We start from the raw sequence: 17,548 nt of genomic DNA, 5'->3' as shown, positions 1-17,548 counted from the left end.
GATTTAAATACATCGTCCGCATTGAAAATACCGTTCAATGGTGGGTATGATGGCGATACTGATGAATGAATCATTTCAAATATGGTGAGTTTATGAACGATATGGCGTCGCTTAGTTCAATCGAGTCGAAGCTGCTTTCGATCCTGCAAGAGGATGCCTCGATGAGCGTCGCGGACCTTGCCGAGGCGACGAACAGTTCTGCCGCCACGATCTGGCGACGCATCCGCAGTCTGGAAGAACACGGTATCATTGGCCCGCCCGTGCGCCTTGTCGATCCGGCCAAAGTCGGGCGCGGAATGGACGTGTATTGCCAAGTGCGGATGAAGTCTCAGGACGCCCAAGCGCGCGCTGCCTTTCAGCAGGCAATCGACGCGGAACCCGCAATCATTGAGGCGTATTCGGTCACCGGGGATTGGGATTATATGCTGCATATGGTGGTGCAGGATATCGCCGATTTCGAAGACGTATTGATGCGCCGCTTGCTTGATCTTGATTGCGTCGCGGGCACCTCGACCTTGTTCGCGTTGCGCCGGATAAAGCACACGAGCAAAATTCCCGTTTAAAACGGTAATTTACGCCGTCAGCTTGGCGACCCCGTCATCAACGAAACGGTTCGTGCGGTTCCCGGCAGGGCGCGTCTGTAGCCCGTCGGCAATCAACGGGCAAAAGGCGCCGCGCAATTTTCTATCTGCTTTTGATGGTAATTTTAGGGGTCAAACCCTGATGAATGCGATGTCGGGATGCCGCATTTTCACCAAAAGTTAACACGTATGCCGGATGAATACCCTGTCAAATCTAGTCGTTTCGACTTTTTCAAAGGGTGCCCACTGTGAAGTCTTCAGAACCGCATATGGGGGGAGTTTCCATTTTGCACATCACCATCGTTCTGATGTCTTTGGCAATGACGGTTGGTGCATATCTCTACTCAAGGCATCAAATTGATATACAGGTTGAAAACCGGTTTCACGCGGCCAAGGATCGTACCGTTGGCCTGATCGTTGATCGGATGTCCCGATACGAAGACGCGTTGTGGTCCGGTGTGGCACATGTCGATGCCCTCAACGGTCAGACCACCCGTCTGGATTGGAAGGCCTTTGCCAACTCTTTGAAAATACGACAGCGGTATCCCGGCGCGAATACCTTTGGCGTAATCTCTTATGTTGAAAGGGATGATTATCCAGAGTTTCAGGCTGCGCGATCTGCGGAAGGGCCCGACTTTGCGGCCCATCCGGAACATGATCAAGATTTCATGCTGCCGATTACCTATATTGAACCCGAAGAGTTACACACCGCGGTGGTCGGCTTTGATGTGGCCCATGAGACAAATCGCAGGGAGGGCGTGCTGGCCATTCGCGACAGTGGCAACGCCCAGATCACGGGGCCGATTGTCCTGATGCAAGACACCGGTCACACTCCGGGTTTTCTATTTTACACGCCTTTTTATCGCGGCGGGAAGCCACAAACGGTTCAGGCGAGGCAGGAACGCTTTGCCGGTGTCGTATATGCGGCATTCGTTGTGCCCAAATTGGTCGAGGGGCTGTTGTCAAAAGGCCTGCGCGAGGTCCGGTTCAGCATTCGCGACGGTGATAAAGTGATTTATGATGAACACAGCGGCGATGATCCTTTGCGAGACGATAATCCGATGTTCTCCGACACCGTTACCCTTGATATGTATGGGCGTAACTGGATCCTTGATATCCGCACGAACAAGGCCTTTCGGCAACAAAACGGTTCAGAACAACCTACGCTGATCCTGATTGGTGGGTTGATCATCGAAATCTTGGTGTTTTCCTTGCTGGTGATGCTCGCGCGTTCCAACCGTCGCGCACAAAGCTATGCGCGCCAGCTTACGGTGGATTTGCGCGCAAAAACCAAACACCTTGAACAAGCTAACGCTGAAATCGAACAATTCGTGTATATCGCATCGCACGATCTGAGGACACCGGTACGAGGAATAGGCTATTTGGCTGACGTGATCGAGGAGGACCTCGAGGAAATTTACGGCCCCCTTGATGACCAGGTCGAAATTAAAGCCCAGTTCAAGATGATCCGCGAGCGGGTAAACCGGATGAATGATCTTACCAGGGGAATTATGGAATTCTCCCGCATCGGCAACTATGAAGCCGAGGCACCACCCGTCATGCCTCTTGAGGAGTTGATCGAAGATTTCGTGGTAGATATCGGTGTTGATCGGTCTCAGATACGGCTTTCCTCAGAGGTCGATAAAATAACATGCGACAGCCATAACTTCCGCCGTGTCGTCGAAAGTTTGATTACGAATGCATTCAAGTACCACCCCGATCCTGCGGCAGCGCAGATTGACGTGAACATAGAAGATCAGGGCAGCCGGCTGAAAGTTTCCGTCAGGGATAACGGAAACGGTATTTCACCGGAGTTCCATGCCAGAATATTCGACGTTTTCCAGACACTTCGCAAAGGAGAAGAGCCGGAAAGCACCGGTATCGGATTGGCCATCGTTAAAAAGGCAGTACAGCGGCACGGCTATAATATCGGAGTATCATCATCCGAAAAAGAAGGTGCTGAATTCACGTTTTTCTGGCCGAACACTCAATCATCCGAAGACCCTAAGTTGAGCGAAGTTGCTTAACATGGCGCGACAGATGAATATCTTGTTGGTGGAGGATAACCCGCTTGATGCAATGATTGTCGAGCGGACCATTTCAAAAATTGCGCCGGGTACCTTTATCGAGCGGGCGGAAGACGGAATAGAGGCGTTGGAGGTTATTAACTCTGGGACGCTGCCGATCCCGTTTATGGTTTTGCTGGACATCAATATGCCTCGGATGAACGGGCACGAGTTTCTGAAAGAGCTTCGATCGAACAGCGGCGCGTCCAGCAGCATCGTTTTCATGTTCACAACGTCAGATAGCGCGCAAGATATCGAGAAAGCCTATGCTGAAAGAGTGAACGGCTATATTGTGAAGCGCCACAATAAAGAAGGCATGAAGTCTGTCCTGCAAACCTTGCAAAGCTATTGGACGACTTGCGAACTGCCATGCGGGCCAAACGAACAAAGCCTATTTTTAGCGTGAACCGGTAAACCCATTCCCATCGGTGATAGGTTTGTCGGGATATGTTCGCGGGTACAGGCGCCGGTTCAAATGGGGTCTGGGCCACACACCACTCTTCCGGCCGATACCACGCTGCCCGAACAAGCGCGCCTGTTTCAGGTATTGTCTGGCGGCCCAGCCAATTTACGGAATTTCACCCTCTCCGGACTTGGTCGCCAAGTTGGGGTTTGTGCTTGCTTGACCCGCCGTTGCGTGGCGTTGCGCCAGAGCCTGCGATTGCACGGTGTTTCGATCGGCGGCCCCGCTGCCTGCGTGATTTTTCGTTGACTAATGTCCGAATGGCAGCAAGGATCGCGGCTAATAACCCCAGTCGAGAAATGTGAAAGTTTTGTAAAATCAATGATTTAAGTAACGTTTGCGTTTGACATAAATTCGGCGGCGGATGTAGGGAATTAGGCGTTGGATGCGTGACAGGTATCGATGTGGAGGGCATTGGAAGCAAGGGCATTACCCTTGAAACATGGCCGGAAATATCAAGCTCTGTCAGGGCATTAGGATGAATATTTTTAGGGAGATACAATGACATACTTCAAACAGGCTGCCTCTGCTGTTGCGCTGCTCGCGACCATGGCAGCACCCGCTTTTGCCGAATTCAAGCTAAGTGATCGTTACTCCGATACCGATGGTGATCTGATCGCAGACATTCCGGCAGATGCCGCTGATCAAATTGATCCGTCGACGCTGATTTTCGCCTATACCCCTGTCGAAGACCCTGCGGTCTACGCCGAAGTCTGGGCCGGTTTTCTGGACCACATGAGCGAAGTAACCGGCAAAAAAGTTCAGTTCTTCCCGGTTCAATCCAATGCCGCCCAGATTGAGGCGATGCGCGCTGGTCGTTTGCACGTCGCGGGCTTTAACACAGGGTCAAACCCGTTGGCTGTGGCCTGTGGCGGTCTGCGTCCTTTTGCTATGATGGCGGCCGAAGACGGGTCGTTTGGCTACGAGATGGAAATTATCTCGTACCCCGGTTCCGGCATCGAAAAAATCGAAGACATTAAAGGCAACAAGCTCGCCTTTACCTCCGAGACATCGAATTCGGGTTTCAAAGCACCATCAGCGATCCTCAAGGCGGATTTCGAAATGGAAGCGGGCCGTGATTTCGAACCTGTCTTTTCGGGCAAGCACGACAATTCGATCCTGGGCGTTGCGAACAAAGACTATCCCGCCGCGGCCATCGCGAACTCTGTCCGAGCGCGGATGGTGGAACGTGACGTGGTCAGCAACGACCAGCTTACCACCCTTTACACCTCGCAAACATTCCCGACCACGGGCTATGGCGTGGCCCATAACCTGACGCCCGACCTGCAAGCCAAAGTGAAAGAGGCTTTCTTCTCGTTCGATTGGGAAGGGTCTGCCTTGGAAGAAGAGTTCGGCAAAAGCGGCGAAGCGCAGTTCATCGAAATCTCGTTCAAAAAAGACTGGGAAGTGATCCGCAAAATCGACGATGCGAACGGCGTCGTTTATAACTGCCAGTAACTTTCTCAGAACTAACCAAAACAGGCGGGCAATACAGCCCGCCTGTTGCATTTCGGAGCGCTCAGAATGCTGAAATTGAAAAACCTGTCGAAAACCTACAAGACGGGTGACACAGCCCTGAGCGATGTGACGCTCGAGATCGACAAAGGCCAGCTCGTGGGGCTGATCGGCCCATCGGGGGCCGGTAAATCGACGCTGATCCGATGCATCAACCGGTTGGTTGAACCGACCTCGGGCGAGGTATGGCTGGGAGATGTCGACCTTGCCCAGCTGGGCCGCGCGGATCTGCGCCACCAGCGCCGCCGGATCGGGATGATCTTTCAGGAATATGCCTTGGTTGAACGCTTGACCGTGATGGAAAATGTTCTGTCCGGGCGGCTGGGATATGTTCCGTTTTGGCGCAGTTGGTTGCGCCGTTTCGAGGCAGAGGATATTCGCCGCGCGTATGAGCTGCTGGACCGCGTGGGGCTGTTACAGCATGCCAATAAACGCGCCGATGCGTTGTCTGGTGGCCAGCGCCAACGGGTCGGCATTGCCCGCGCCCTGATGCAAACACCCGATCTGCTGCTGGTGGACGAACCGACAGCCAGCCTGGACCCGAAAACCAGCCGTCAGATCATGCGTCTGCTGACCGAGATTTGCGCCGAGCGGGGGTTGCCCGCCATCGTCAACATTCACGATGTGCCTTTGGCGCAATCCTTTATGGAACGCATTGTCGGTCTGCGCGCAGGCACGGTGGTATTTGACGGACCACCAACCGATCTGAGCGAAGCTGCGTTGACCGAAATTTACGGTGCCGAAGACTGGAACACGATGCGCCGCGAAGATGACGACGACGCAAGCGTCCCTTTGGATATCCAAGACGCCGCTGAGGTCATGGCATGAGCAGCTATCCCGGCACATGGCGGCGCCCACCACAAATTGTGTCGGACAAGCGTGTTCGCCTTGCCCTGCAATTGGGCGTCTTGGTGTATCTGGTGCTGGCGCTTGGGTCGGTCGAGGTGAACTGGCAACGCGTTTCCGAAGGTTTGGAACGCGGGCAAAGGTTTATCATGGGGTTCCTGCAGCCTGATTTCAGCAGCCGTTGGAAGGACATCAGCCAAGGGTTGACCGAAAGCCTGACGATGACGTTGACGTCAACCGTCGTGGGGGTGCTGGTGTCGATCCCGTTTGGCATCGGCGCCTCGCGCAATATCGTTCCGCGCCAGATTTATGTGTTTTGCCGCGCCGTCATTGCGATCAGCCGGTCGTTGCAGGAATTGATTGTGGCGATTTTTCTGGTGGCGATGTTCGGCTTTGGTCCCTTTGCGGGCTTTCTGACGCTTTCATTCGCGACCATCGGTTTCATTGGAAAGCTGTTGGCCGACGAGATCGAAGAGATCGACGAAGCGCAGGTCGAGGCGATCCGGTCCACCGGTGCGTCTTGGCTGCAAATGCTGAATTACGCGATCCAGCCGCAGATTATGCCGCGTCTGATCGGGTTGTCGCTGTACCGTCTGGATATCAATTTCCGCGAAAGCGCGGTGATCGGAATTGTTGGTGCAGGCGGCATTGGTGCGACGCTGAATACTGCGATTGACCGGTACGAATATGACAGCGCCGGGGCAATCTTGCTGATCATCATCGCCATCGTGATGGTGGCGGAATATAGTTCAAGCTATCTGCGGAAGTTCCTGCAATGACCCAAACATTACCTCGTGAATGGGCGCACCGCGCCCCCGCCCAGCGGGCGATCCTGTGGCTGGGTTGGTTTGCTCTTGTGGCGCTGTTTGTATGGTGCTGGCAGATCATGTCCAAAGACACGATCTGGGCCTTTGTGTGGGATGCCCCCGATCAGGCCCTAGATATCGGCAGCCGCATGATGCCGCCCAAATGGGCCTACCTGCCGCAATTGATGAAACCGCTGTGGGATACGTTGAATATCGCGACTTTGGGCACTGTTGGTGGTGTTCTTATCGCGATTCCGGTCGCCTTTCTGGCCGCGCGGAACACGACACCCTCAACCACGTTCCTGCGGCCCGTTGCGTTGTTTATCATCGTGACCTCGCGGTCGATCAATTCGTTGATCTGGGCGTTGCTGTTGGTGGCGATTATCGGGCCCGGCTTGTTGGCGGGGATCATTGCCATCGCGCTGCGGTCGATCGGCTTTGTGGGCAAACTGCTATACGAGGCGATCGAGGAAACAGACCCCCGCCAGATCGAAGCGATCACAGCAACCGGGGCAGGGCCTGCGCAAGTTCTGACCTATGGGATCGTCCCCCAAATCCTGCCCGCATTCTGGAGCATCTCTGTCTTTCGTTGGGATATCAACATTCGCGAAAGCGCCATTCTGGGGCTGGTCGGCGCGGGCGGGCTGGGCCTTAAGATGAACGCATCACTAGCCATCTTGGCGTGGGATCAGGTGTTCGTAATCCTGCTGCTTATCCTTGCGACTGTGGTGCTTAGCGAATGGATTTCCGCGCAGGTACGCAAGGCTATTATCTAATCCGCGATCTCAGGTGGCGGGGCAAACCCGCCACCTGAGATATCCGCCCTACCTAAGCGTTGACCACATTTTTGATAATAATCTGATCCATCTTGTCACCGTGCAGAATTGATACGTCGCCCGTGGTTTCCAAAATGGCGGCGTGGATGGTGGACAGGTCCAACGCGTTCGCATTGCGAAGCTTGGCGATCAGATCGCTTTCCGACACACGGGTTGCGCGTAATGCGTCATGTAAGATCACACCGTCACGCATCAGAAAGACAGGTGTATTTTCCAATATATTAGCGATCATTTCGTTACGCTGACGAAGAATGGATGCCACGAACTGCACTGCAAAAAGGCTGACCATCGCGGTTAGAATTTGGACAAGCCCTGTCCAGTCGCTGGCTTGGGATGCGCCGGCCAAAAGTGACCCCATTGCAACCGTCATGACGAAATCAAAATTCGTCATCTTGGAAAACGATCGCAAACCGACGATGCGCACCAAAAGAATGATCCAGCACAGGGCGAAAACACTCAAAAATCCGCCGCGGGCGATGGCATCAAGCATGGAATTGTCAAAAAACACGTGTCTACTCCTTGTTTGGCATAGGGCCTCATGGGCCGCGTCACTGAGGGGCTGAAAGCCGCTGCACGGCAACGCGCCCTGCACGTCTCGATGTAGGGCAATCAGCCAAGCCCGCCAGAGAGACATCCAAAACTATCGTGCAAGCCGGGATTTTTTCCGATGCAGAGGCCTTGCAGTGTCAAAGGAAGGGCAGCCTATGGTTGGGCTTGCGGAGCTTACGTTGCGTGATGGTTTGGCCAGTTATTCCGGCTGAACGATCAGCAGGTGGTATAGATGCCACGTGGCGTGGCCCAGCAGCGGCAGCACGACAAAAAGCCCTAGAAACAGTGGCGCTAGCGATACCAAAGTCAGCGTGGCGATGAAAACAGCCCAACCGAGCATGACGACCGGATTGCGTGCGACATAGCTAAAACTGGTCGCCATTGCAGTGACGAAATCGACCTCTCGGTCCAGCACCATGGGGATGGCCAGAACCGTGATCATATATAAAAGAAGCGCGAATATCGCCCCTACGATGGTGCCGACTGTCAACATAGCCAGCCCGTTGGGGGTCAAAAACACCTCGGCCGAGGATGAAATGTTGGACATCGGCGAGAGGCCCAGAAACAGCGCAAAGATCATATGGCCCAGAAAGAACCAGAACAAAAAAATCACAATGCTGATGGCCCCGATCATGGGAAGAGACCGTTTACGCTGTAACATGACAACGCCCAAAACTTCCGATACGCCGGGCCGCTGCCCTGCCTGTAATTTGCGCGACACTTCGTAGAGGCCGACAGCGATAAAGGGACCAAGTAGCGGAAAGCCGAACACGGCGAGAACCAGCCAGAAGGTCGTTCCAGTTTGCCAGGTGATCCACGCCATCGCCCAAGCGCCGATCACGTAAACCGCGGCAAACCCAAGCCCAAATAACGGCGCGCGCCGCAAGTCCGCCCATCCAAGTTTGAGCGCCTGCAACAGGTCTGCGACGGTGACAGCGCGAAACTGTGGCGCACCTAGGGCCGGCGTTCGATTACTTGCGGTTTCTGTCACGGCTGGCACGCTCCCCCAGTTTCGGTGGTGCCACAATGACATGATTTGCGCGCGGGTCCTTGACGTGGATCAACCTAAAACCGGCCGTGATTTGGCTGTGTTAACAACCCCTCAAGATAGTTCCCATAGTCGTTCTTAGCGAACAGCTTTACGCGTTCTTGCAGTTCTGCTGCGCTAATCCAGCCTTGGTTGAATGCGATTTCGTCGGGGCTGCCGGTTTGCAGGCCCGGGCGGGTTTCCAGCGTGCGGACAAAATTCCCCGCGTCCAGCAGGCTGCCGTGGGTGCCGGTATCGAGCCAGGCATAGCCGCGGCCCATGCGCCAGCCGATCACGATATCCGGATCGTCCCGGGCACGCGCCCTTGATGGACCGGGCGTAATAGTCGGAACATTTATTGATAATCTTGGCCTCGGGCGCGGGTGACAAAGCCCCCCCCCCGGCGTCATTGACAGTGAATGTTTGTCCTGCACAAAGGGAATGGCAATGCCATGCTTGGCCAACGCGCATTTGTCGGCTGCAAGACGCTGGACGTTCCTAACGGACAAGTTAAAACTGAAGCTTCCCAGCTGTGAAAGCGTGCAATGAACCTTCTTCGCCTAAATCATCTGCCTGATATCGCCTCTTGCGGGGCGGATACGATCATTGATGTGCGATCCCCCGCTGAATTTGCCCAAGATCACATTCCCGGCGCGATCAATCTGCCGGTTCTGTCGGATGCGGAACGTGCAAAGGTCGGCACGATATACAAACAGGACAGCAGCTTTATGGCGCGCAAGATTGGCGCGGCTTTGGTGGCGCAGAACGCGGCGCGGCATTTAATGGGGCCGCTAGCGGACAAACCCGGAGGCTGGCAGCCGTTGGTCTATTGCTGGCGCGGCGGGCAACGGTCGGGGTCCTTCGCCACGATTCTGGATCAGATCGGCTGGCGGGTGCAGTTGTTGCAGGGCGGATATCGCAGCTATCGGCGGTTGGTGGTTGATAAGATGTACGACACCCCGCTGCCCCACAAGCTGACCCTGATCGAAGGTGGAACGGGCACCGCAAAAACGCGGCTGCTGCATCATCTTGCCCAAGCCGGGGCGCAGGTCATCGACCTTGAGGGGCTAGCGAACCATCGGGGGTCATTGTTCGGTGCGCGCGATGGTGGGCAGCCGTCGCAAAAGATGTTCGAGACGCGGCTTGCAGCGCAATTAGAGAATATGGACCCGACCCGCATGACGTGGATCGAGGCGGAAAGCAGTAAGATCGGGGCGCGGGTGGTGCCATCGGCCCTGTGGCACGCGATGCGCGATGCCCCCCGGATCGAAGTGCAGGCCCCGATTGCCGCGCGTGCCCGGTTTTTGGCCACTGCCTATGCGGATTTGACGAATAACAGCGGACGGTTGCATGATCAGATTGATATGCTGCGCCCGTATCACGCTGCCGATGTCATCGCGGCGTGGCATGCGTTAGCGGATGAGGGCGCGTGGGAAGAATTGGCCGCCGGATTGATGCAAGCGCATTACGACCCCCGCTATGCCAAATCCATGGCGCGGTCCGTCACGGCGGATCAGGTGATCGCGCTGGATGATCTGGACGAAAGCACCCTGGCGCAAGCGGCACAGGATTTGGCGCGGCGCGTTACTTGAGGGTTACAGAAGGCGTACCGTCTTGAAGCGTGCCGATAATCCAACCATGCAATCCCTTGCTTTCAAGCTGCCTTAGGGCATTTTCGGCCGCCTTTTGGGGGAGCGCTGCGAGCAGCCCACCAGCCGTCTGAGGGTCATGGATCAACGGATCATCAATCCCTTGGGTCGGCGCATTTTCGCGGTTTGCCTGCAAAAGCGAGGAAGCGACACCGGCGTCGGACAAGGCGCGCGCACCCTGATAAACCGGAATATCCGCTTGGCGTAGGGTTGCGCGCAAACCTGACGCTTTGCACATCGCCAGCACATGGCCTGCCAAACCAAATCCGGTCACATCTGTCATGGCGTGGGCATCGCGCAGGATTTCGGCTTGCTGTGATTGCGGTTGCTCCATAATCGCCAAGGTGCTGGCAACATCGCGCCCACGGGCTGTTCCGTCCATATGCGCCGCCATCATGACGCCAGATCCGATCGGGCGGGTCAGCAGCAAGACATCATCGGGCTGCGCGCCGGAAATAGTGATGGGCATCGTGTCGCGCGTGCCGGTGACGGTAAAACCAATTGTCAGTTCAGCCCCCATCGTTGTATGCCCACCAACCAACGTGGCCCCCGCGGCGTCAAAGACTGCGCGGGCTGTATCTGTAATCTCGCGCAGGCTGCGAGCCTGAAGGGGTGGGGACATGCGCGGTAAAATCAGGCTGGACAGGGCAACCTGTGGTGCGGCCCCCATTGCCCAGACATCGCCCAAAGCATGAACAGCCGCGATGCGGGTCATCTGAACGGGGTCGTGGATCATGGCGCGCAGGTGGTCCGTGCTGAGCACCTGAAACCCGCCGCCCGGCAGTTTGACGACGGCGGCATCGTCGCCCACGCCTGTCACCACCTGCGGGTTTGTGCGTATATCGAGGGTCGACAGGGCATCGGCCAATAGCGCCCCGCCCACCTTGGCCCCGCAGCCACCGCACAGGGGTTTTTCTTGCATGATCTCGCGCGCGCCAAGGGCTACTGCGTCGGGGAGCCGGGCGGGTTTCATGTGGGGCAGGTGATCAAGCTTGTCCATAAACGCGCGGTCAATACGGTCCTTCCAGCGCCACAGCAGCGGACCGGAAAACGCTAGCCCGAATTTTTCCGCCATCGCAGATTTACCGCCAAGGGAAATCAGCTTGAGGTAGTTCTTTTGCGGTTGGAATGTCCTGCGGGGGCCACCCGTCAATGCCGCGCGCAGGTTGTGGTGCAACACGGGGGCTGCGCGCACGGCAAAAACACCGGCCTTGGGGCGCGGCGCAAAGGGCATCGCCGCACAGTCGCCGACCGCAAAAATGGATGTATCCCCCTTGATGCTCAGATCGGGTGTTGTCTCAATAAACCCGTCGATGAGGGGCAGGTCAGTATCGGCCAGCCACCGGTGCGGAAATGCGCCCGCAGCACCCACTGTCAATGCAGCTTGTACCGGGTCTTGGCCGTTCAACAGGACCTGCGATGGCTCAATAGCAGTGACCCGCGCGTCGGTGCGCAGGGTAATGCCGGCCTGTGCCATTGCGCGTATCAATTTGCGCCGTGCAATGTCGCCGACCCCTGATATCTGCGGCCCCGCCTCGATCACCGTAACCGCGGGTTCGACGCCCGCTTGCTGCAACGCGTGCGACATCGCGAGCGCCAGTTCGCATCCTGCAACCCCGCCGCCGATAACGGCAACTGTGGGGGCGACGGACCCATCCTTTGCAGCCGTGACAAAATCACGCCAGCGCTGCGCGTAGACATCCAGCGGCTTGGCCCCGACGGCATGATCGGCAAAGCCGGGTATCGACATTTCCGCCGTGATGCCAATGTCGATCGACGCGACATCATAGGCGATCGGGCCTTGTCCCTCGACTGTGATCAGGCGGGCGGTGCGGTCAATATCTGTGGCATGTGCCAAAATCAGCCGCGCCCCAGCGAAACGGCACAGCTGCACGAGATCAATCTCGAGGGTGTCACGGCTGTAATGACCCGCCACATGGCCGGGCAACATGCCGGTATAGGGCGCGGTCGGGCCGGGGTTGATCACCGTCAGCCGCGCACCGGGCAGCGGGTTCATCCCCCATTTTCGCAGCACCAAAGCATGGGCATGTCCGCCCCCAACCAACAGAAGGTCTTGGGTCAGGGGGACATCAGGCGTATTCATGTTGCGCGCTTTCTGGATCAGGGCTGCGGTTGTCATATCGCGTTGATCCCCAAGGATCAAAGCAGCAGCCAGTGGTTGCAACCGAAAGTGAACTGCGTGACAAAGAATGCACAGCACTTTTTCCTGCGATAAGGCCGATCTTTTTGACACTTCGCATTCTGCACACTGCCGACCTGCATCTGGATTCGCCTTTGCGCAGCTTGGCGTTAAAGGATGACCGCCTTGCCGCGCAGGTGCGAGGTGCCAGCCGTCATGCGCTGGAAACGATGGTGCAGTACTGTATCGACGAAGGCGTCGCGGCGTTCTTGATTGCGGGTGATCTGTACGACGGTCAGGAACGCAGCGCCAAAACCGCCGCCTATCTCGCTGGGCAAATGCAGCGGCTGGCGGATGCGGATGTGCAGGTGTTCTATATCAAAGGGAACCACGACGCGGAAAACCCCGTTGCTGGCGAAATTGCATTGCCCGCCAATGTGCATGTGTTTGATGGCAAGGGGGGCATGGTCCAGTTGGGCGATCATCCTGTCTATATACATGGCGTCAGTTTTCGGGGCCGCCATGCGCCCGAAAGTTTGCTGCCCAAATACAAGGCCCCGGTGCCGGGGGCGGTGAACATCGCAATGATGCATACGTCGCTGATGGGGGCGGCGGGCCATGATCCTTATGCGCCCTGTTCGGTGGCGGAACTGGCGCAGACCGATTTTGACTATTGGGCGCTTGGGCATGTGCATAAACGGCAGGTGCATGGGCAGAACCCCTGGATCGTGATGCCGGGCATGCCCCAAGGGCGCGACATCGGCGAGGCTGGTCCGAAATCCGCCACCATCCTGACAGTGCAGGACGGGAAAATCGACGTATCGGAATTGCCCACATCCCTATTGGAATTTCGCGCCTGCGCCTGTGTGGTCGAGGGCGCTGAAACAGATGACGACGTGCGCGATGCCTTGCGGCACTGTTTAAAGGCCGAGGCGGGCAGGGGCGCTGCGATCTTGCGGCTGCGGTTGACGGGGCAAACCACGATGGCTTGGCGTGTCCGGCAGCTTGCGGATTTCTGGCAGGCTGAAATCGCGCAGATGGCCGAAAACATCGGCGGGCTGTGGCTTGAGAAGCTTTTATTAGATGTATCGCCGCCATCCTCGGCGCGCGCAGACAGTGCTGTGGGCGAAGTCGAGCACCTGATGCATGACGTTGCCACATCGCCTGCATCGCGGGATAATCTGGGCAAAGAGCTGGATCAGATGTTGGCGCTGTTACCCGCCGACCGCCGCCGCGATCTGGTACCAGATGAAGCGGCGCAAGACGCGTTGCTGGCCCGCCTGACGGATGATGCCATCCTGTCGATGGTCGCCAAGATGCGGGGGCAGGGCGAATGATGCGCTTGCGCCAGCTGGATCTGGACGCCTTTGGTCACTTCACCGACCGCAAGATCGATTTTGGCGAAGCACCGGCAGGCGGATCGGATTTTCACATCGTTTTTGGCCCCAACGAGGCGGGTAAAACCACGTTGATGGAAGGCTATCTGCGTCTTCTCTTCGGCTTTCCGAAAAATGATCCTTATGCGTTCAAGCATCAGCGTGCCAATCTGCGTGTTGGCGGTGTGGTCGAAATTGATGGGGCCGCACACAGCTTTACCCGGCTGTCCAAACGCGAACCGAATTTACTGGACGCGCAAGGGCAGGTTACTCCTGATACTGTACTAACGAATGCGCTGCGCGATCTGTCGGTCGATGAATATCGCAAGCTGTTGTGTCTGGACGATGAAACCATCGAGGCCGGCGGCGAGGAGATCACCAAAAGCAAAGGTGATATCGGCAAGCTGTTGTTTTCGGCGGCGGCGGGGATCAGTGATCTGTCGCAGGTGTTGGAAGATGTGAACGCCAGATCACTTGAGATTTATCGCAAAGGTGGCACGAAATCAGAATTCGCGGCGCTGAAGGCGGAATTGGCCGAGGTCAATCAGCAGATAAAAGACCAAGATGTCAGCGCATCCGCTTACCGTGCCTTGCGCAGTGACCTTGAGAATGCCCAAACGCTTGAGACCGGATTGCGGGGCGAAGAGAAAGATCTGGCCCTGCGCAAGCTAGAGCTGGAAAACCTGCTAAAAGCGCATCCTTTGGCAGCACAGTTGCGCGAGCTTGAGGCGCAGTTGAAACCCATCGCCCATTACCCAACCGCATTGGATATCGATCCTGAGCAGTTGCTTGATCTGATGACCAAGCGCGTGGCGCTGACGGCGGCATATGATCAGGCGGTTCACGAGATAGAAGCGATTACTGCGCAGCGCGGCGGTGTGGTTGTTGATCCGAATGCGCTGGATGCGGCGGATCAGCTTGGCGCGCTGGAAGAACTGAAAAGCCGTGCGCAAACTGGATTGCTGGATTTGCCACGGCGTCAGGCCGAGCTTGACCACGAACAGGCAGAGTTACGTGCGCAGTTGTCCGGAACCTTGTTGCCCACCACGGGTGATTTGGGCCGCTATGTTCTAGGCGAAGCTGATCTCGCGACGATGGAGCGGCTAAAGGCAGAACTGACCGATGCGGACAAGGCATTTGCCACCGCCCGCCAAGAAGCACAGGACGCGCAAGCCAAGCTGCAAGAGGCCATGCGCCAAGTCGAAGAGGCTGGCCTGAACGTGACGGGCGATCCGAGCTTGGATCGGGTGATCGCGACAGCAGATGCTGAAGACATTTTGGCGCGGCACGGCGAGGCCGAGCATAGGCTTGCAACAGCAACGCAGGCGCATGTTGATGCTTTGCGCAAGTTGGCCCGACCCGGTGTGAAATTCGATACGCTGCCCGAGATACAGGTGACCCCGGCCCAAGCTGCCCAGCTAAACGCGGAGTTGGCGCAGGCACAGCGGGCTGCCGACACCACCGCGCAACAGCGGGCGGCGACGCAGACGCGGTGGGATCACGCGCGAACGCAGGTCAAGCTGTCGCAAGCACTGCCCGATTTGATTGATGACGCAACAGCCGCTGCCACACGCGAAACCCGCGACGGCTTGTGGCAGGTCCACAAGGCCAAGCTGGACGCCGCATCGGCCAATGCGTTCGAGACGGCGATGCAGACAGATGATGCCCAGACCAAGCTGCGCGCCACCCAAAGCAAAGAGATCGCCGAAACCCGTCAGGCGCAGCGCCACGAGATCGAGGCGCGCGAGGAACATGAGCAGGCCAAGGCCCGGCATGATGCGGCGCTGGAGACCGTGGAAAAGCTGAACGCGCAGTTGGGCGGCTATCTAGAACAGCACGGGTTGCCCCTTGCCCTAGATGCAGATGATTTCGCACGTTGGGTAAGTGACGCCTACCAAACGGGCGAGGCCGCCGCCCAGCTTGTCACGCTTGAGACCGGACAAGCAGATTTGCGTGCGCAGGTGCAGCGCCTGAAAGAGACCCTATACACTATACTAGGTGTGGATAGCGGATCACTTGCTGGCGTGCTGAAACTGGCCAAGGCACAGCTGGCGGGGGACGAGGCCCATAAACAAGCGCTGGCATCTGCCCAAACAGGCGCAAGATCCGCCAAAGCCGAAGCCGACCGCCGCAGTGCTGCCGAGGAAAAAAACCAAAGCACAAGAGATGCGGCGCGGCGCAATTGGGCAGATGCGGTCACACACTATATACCAGACCTAAAAACGGACCCGCTGACATGGGACGGAACCCGCGCCCTGCGCGAGATTGCACAGACCGACAAAACCATCCGCAAGCTGCGCCGTCAGGTCGAAACCATGTCCGCCAATATCACCGAGTTCGAGCGCGGCCTGGATGAGATCAAGCTGGAGAGTGACACCGGCAAAACCGGCCTGGAACGCTATGCCGCTTATCAAGCGCAGATTGCCGAGGCCAAGGAGCTTGCCCGCCAAAGCCGAGAGCTGGAAACACGACATGCCCATCACCAGACTGCAGCAAAGGAAGCGGCGCAGCAGATCAAGGTGCTGGATGAACAGGTGCAGCTGATCGCGCAGGTGTTTGATGCGGCGATTCCGACGCAAACCCTAGAAGACCTGCGCACCGCGACAACCGTTGCCCGAAATGCGATCGATCTGCGGGCCAAGGTACAAGATACGCTGACCACACTATTGTCGGTCTTGGGTGTATCATCATCCGAAGCGGCCACCGCGTTGTTAGATAGTCACCCAGCTGATGCGTCCGAGGTCGCGCTGGGTACTGTCACCCAAGACTTGCTGCGAAGCCGCACTTCATTGGAACGGGCGATTGAAACACGAATGGCTGCGCAAATAGCCCTGAATGGTGTGGGGGCTGATAACGCGGTTGCATCGCTTGTCGCGCAAAAGCGGACAATCGAGGCACAGATGGAAGACGCGGTGCTGCGATACCTTGAGGGGCGCTTTGGTCATATCCTCGCGGAAGAAGCGATCCGCCGGTATCGTGATGCCCACAGAAGCGGAATGCTGGCAGCGACCGAGCAGGCATTTAAGGAACTGACAAACGGGGCCTATGGGCAACTGAAAACAGTGCCGACGCGGAACGGGGATATTCTGCAAGCTGTGCAGACATCCGACATGACGCTGAAAGAGGCCGCCGACATGTCCAAGGGGACACGGTTCCAGCTGTATCTGGCATTGCGTGCCGCGGCCTATGATCAGATGGCGCAGAACGGACGCATCCTGCCGTTCTTTTGTGACGACGTGTTCGAAACCTTTGATGAGGCCCGAACCCGCGCGGCTTGTATGCTGATGCAGCGTGTTGGGCAGACCGGGCAGGCGATCTATCTGACCCATCACCAGCACGTCGTGGATATAGCGCGCAAAACCTGCGGTGATCAGCTGCGCGTCCATCAATTATAGGGCGCATATAGGGCAGGGACCTGATTCCTGCCAAATTCTGTGAACGAGTCGCCGATTCCGGTGCGATTCCACCGAATGTGAATCGCTTCACACCACCAAAACACCCGAAATGATTGAAAAATGGAGTTTCCGGCTGCTGGCTTGCGTGGCACAGCAAGAAATCGAATGCCTGAAACGCCAGTAAAACAGGCTTTTGTGAAGGTTTTTTGACTAAAGACGAAAAAACCGAAAAAAGGGGTTGCGGGTATTTGGAACAAACCTTAGAACCCCCCTTACCGGAGACGCAGACAAGCAGACAC

Annotated in this window: 13 protein-coding genes and 1 pseudogene; 10 read left to right on the top strand and 4 right to left on the bottom strand. The window is 56.9% G+C overall.

The genetic code is table 11. The annotated features are described in order from the left end of the window. Positions 1 to 65: 65 nt before the first annotated feature. The 7 genes from KZZ06_RS16155 to phnE (KZZ06_RS16125) all read left to right on the top strand — a co-directional run bounded on the left by KZZ06_RS16155 (position 66) and on the right by phnE (KZZ06_RS16125) (position 7,053). Positions 66 to 563 carry an Lrp/AsnC family transcriptional regulator gene (locus KZZ06_RS16155; RefSeq protein WP_257884410.1) on the top strand — a complete coding sequence of 166 codons (498 nt, stop codon included), beginning with the start codon at positions 66 to 68 and terminating at the stop codon, positions 561 to 563. A 266-nt stretch (positions 564 to 829) separates the two neighbouring features. Further along, complete coding sequence (locus KZZ06_RS16150) at positions 830 to 2,608, top strand: CHASE domain-containing protein (RefSeq protein ID WP_308340031.1); 1,779 nt, start codon at positions 830 to 832, stop codon at positions 2,606 to 2,608. Positions 2,609 to 2,636: 28 nt separating this feature from the next. Then, positions 2,637 to 3,053 carry a response regulator gene (locus KZZ06_RS16145; protein ID WP_308340030.1) on the top strand — a complete coding sequence of 139 codons (417 nt, stop codon included), beginning with the start codon at positions 2,637 to 2,639 and terminating at the stop codon, positions 3,051 to 3,053. A gap of 606 nt (positions 3,054 to 3,659) precedes the next feature. Then, complete coding sequence (gene phnD, locus KZZ06_RS16140) at positions 3,660 to 4,568, top strand: phosphate/phosphite/phosphonate ABC transporter substrate-binding protein (protein ID WP_257884426.1); 909 nt, start codon at positions 3,660 to 3,662, stop codon at positions 4,566 to 4,568. A 66-nt stretch (positions 4,569 to 4,634) separates the two neighbouring features. After that, positions 4,635 to 5,453 (top strand): phosphonate ABC transporter ATP-binding protein, encoded by an 819-nt coding sequence (gene phnC, locus KZZ06_RS16135; RefSeq protein ID WP_219581155.1) that lies wholly within the window; start codon positions 4,635 to 4,637, stop codon positions 5,451 to 5,453. Then, positions 5,450 to 6,250, top strand: a complete 801-nt coding sequence (phnE, locus tag KZZ06_RS16130; RefSeq protein WP_219581154.1) for a phosphonate ABC transporter, permease protein PhnE — start codon at positions 5,450 to 5,452, stop codon at positions 6,248 to 6,250. The genes phnC and phnE (KZZ06_RS16130) overlap by 4 nt, the downstream gene beginning before the upstream one ends. Then, entirely contained in the window at positions 6,247 to 7,053 is an 807-nt protein-coding gene (gene phnE / locus KZZ06_RS16125) for a phosphonate ABC transporter, permease protein PhnE (RefSeq protein WP_219581153.1), read from the top strand. Before phnE (KZZ06_RS16130) ends, phnE (KZZ06_RS16125) begins: the two co-directional genes overlap by 4 nt. Before the next feature lie 52 nt (positions 7,054 to 7,105). Here the strand turns inward: phnE (KZZ06_RS16125) and KZZ06_RS16120 are convergent, their stop codons facing one another. From KZZ06_RS16120 to KZZ06_RS16110, 3 genes and pseudogenes are all read right to left on the bottom strand, one after another. Then, complete coding sequence (locus KZZ06_RS16120) at positions 7,106 to 7,621, bottom strand: DUF421 domain-containing protein (RefSeq protein ID WP_219581152.1); 516 nt, start codon at positions 7,619 to 7,621, stop codon at positions 7,106 to 7,108. 240 nt (positions 7,622 to 7,861) lie between these two features. Next, positions 7,862 to 8,653 carry a DUF2189 domain-containing protein gene (locus tag KZZ06_RS16115; RefSeq protein ID WP_308340029.1) on the bottom strand — a complete coding sequence of 264 codons (792 nt, stop codon included), beginning with the start codon at positions 8,651 to 8,653 and terminating at the stop codon, positions 7,862 to 7,864. 74 nt (positions 8,654 to 8,727) lie between these two features. Further along, positions 8,728 to 8,973: pseudogene (locus KZZ06_RS16110) on the bottom strand (glucose-1-phosphate thymidylyltransferase); the annotation flags it as partial. A gap of 261 nt (positions 8,974 to 9,234) precedes the next feature. Here KZZ06_RS16110 and mnmH point away from each other — a divergent pair. Next, positions 9,235 to 10,281, top strand: a complete 1,047-nt coding sequence (gene mnmH, locus KZZ06_RS16105) for a tRNA 2-selenouridine(34) synthase MnmH (protein WP_219581150.1) — start codon at positions 9,235 to 9,237, stop codon at positions 10,279 to 10,281. On the opposite strand, the gene selD is transcribed toward mnmH, so the two are convergent. Next, the gene (selD, locus tag KZZ06_RS16100; protein WP_219581277.1) at positions 10,274 to 12,442 is read right to left on the bottom strand and encodes a selenide, water dikinase SelD; all 2,169 of its coding nucleotides are present in this window, start codon (positions 12,440 to 12,442) and stop codon (positions 10,274 to 10,276) included. The genes mnmH and selD overlap by 8 nt on opposite strands. Positions 12,443 to 12,585: 143 nt before the next feature. Between selD and KZZ06_RS16095 the strand changes: the two genes are divergently transcribed. Next, positions 12,586 to 13,815 carry a DNA repair exonuclease gene (locus tag KZZ06_RS16095; protein ID WP_219581149.1) on the top strand — a complete coding sequence of 410 codons (1,230 nt, stop codon included), beginning with the start codon at positions 12,586 to 12,588 and terminating at the stop codon, positions 13,813 to 13,815. Then, positions 13,812 to 17,249, top strand: a complete 3,438-nt coding sequence (locus KZZ06_RS16090; protein ID WP_219581148.1) for a YhaN family protein — start codon at positions 13,812 to 13,814, stop codon at positions 17,247 to 17,249. The genes KZZ06_RS16095 and KZZ06_RS16090 overlap by 4 nt, the downstream gene beginning before the upstream one ends. Positions 17,250 to 17,548 lie beyond the last annotated feature (299 nt).

The organism is Sulfitobacter sp. CW3 (assembly GCF_019392245.1).
Classification (GTDB): Bacteria; Pseudomonadota; Alphaproteobacteria; order Rhodobacterales; family Rhodobacteraceae; genus Sulfitobacter.
This window is presented reverse-complemented; position numbering and strand designations above follow the sequence as displayed.

What these genes read in the sequence shown, in the direction of transcription:
- phnE (WP_219581154.1), top strand. Translation starts at nt 5,450, where the DNA reads ATGAGCAGCTATCCCGGCACATGGCGGCGCCCACCACAAATTGTGTCG.
- phnE (WP_219581153.1), top strand. Translation starts at nt 6,247, where the DNA reads ATGACCCAAACATTACCTCGTGAATGGGCGCACCGCGCCCCCGCCCAG.
- KZZ06_RS16090 (WP_219581148.1), top strand. Translation starts at nt 13,812, where the DNA reads ATGATGCGCTTGCGCCAGCTGGATCTGGACGCCTTTGGTCACTTCACC.
- phnD (WP_257884426.1), top strand. Translation starts at nt 3,660, where the DNA reads ATGGCAGCACCCGCTTTTGCCGAATTCAAGCTAAGTGATCGTTACTCC.
- phnC (WP_219581155.1), top strand. Translation starts at nt 4,635, where the DNA reads ATGCTGAAATTGAAAAACCTGTCGAAAACCTACAAGACGGGTGACACA.
- mnmH (WP_219581150.1), top strand. Translation starts at nt 9,235, where the DNA reads ATGAACCTTCTTCGCCTAAATCATCTGCCTGATATCGCCTCTTGCGGG.
- KZZ06_RS16155 (WP_257884410.1), top strand. Translation starts at nt 66, where the DNA reads ATGAATCATTTCAAATATGGTGAGTTTATGAACGATATGGCGTCGCTT.
- selD (WP_219581277.1), bottom strand. Translation starts at nt 12,442, where the DNA reads ATGAATACGCCTGATGTCCCCCTGACCCAAGACCTTCTGTTGGTTGGG.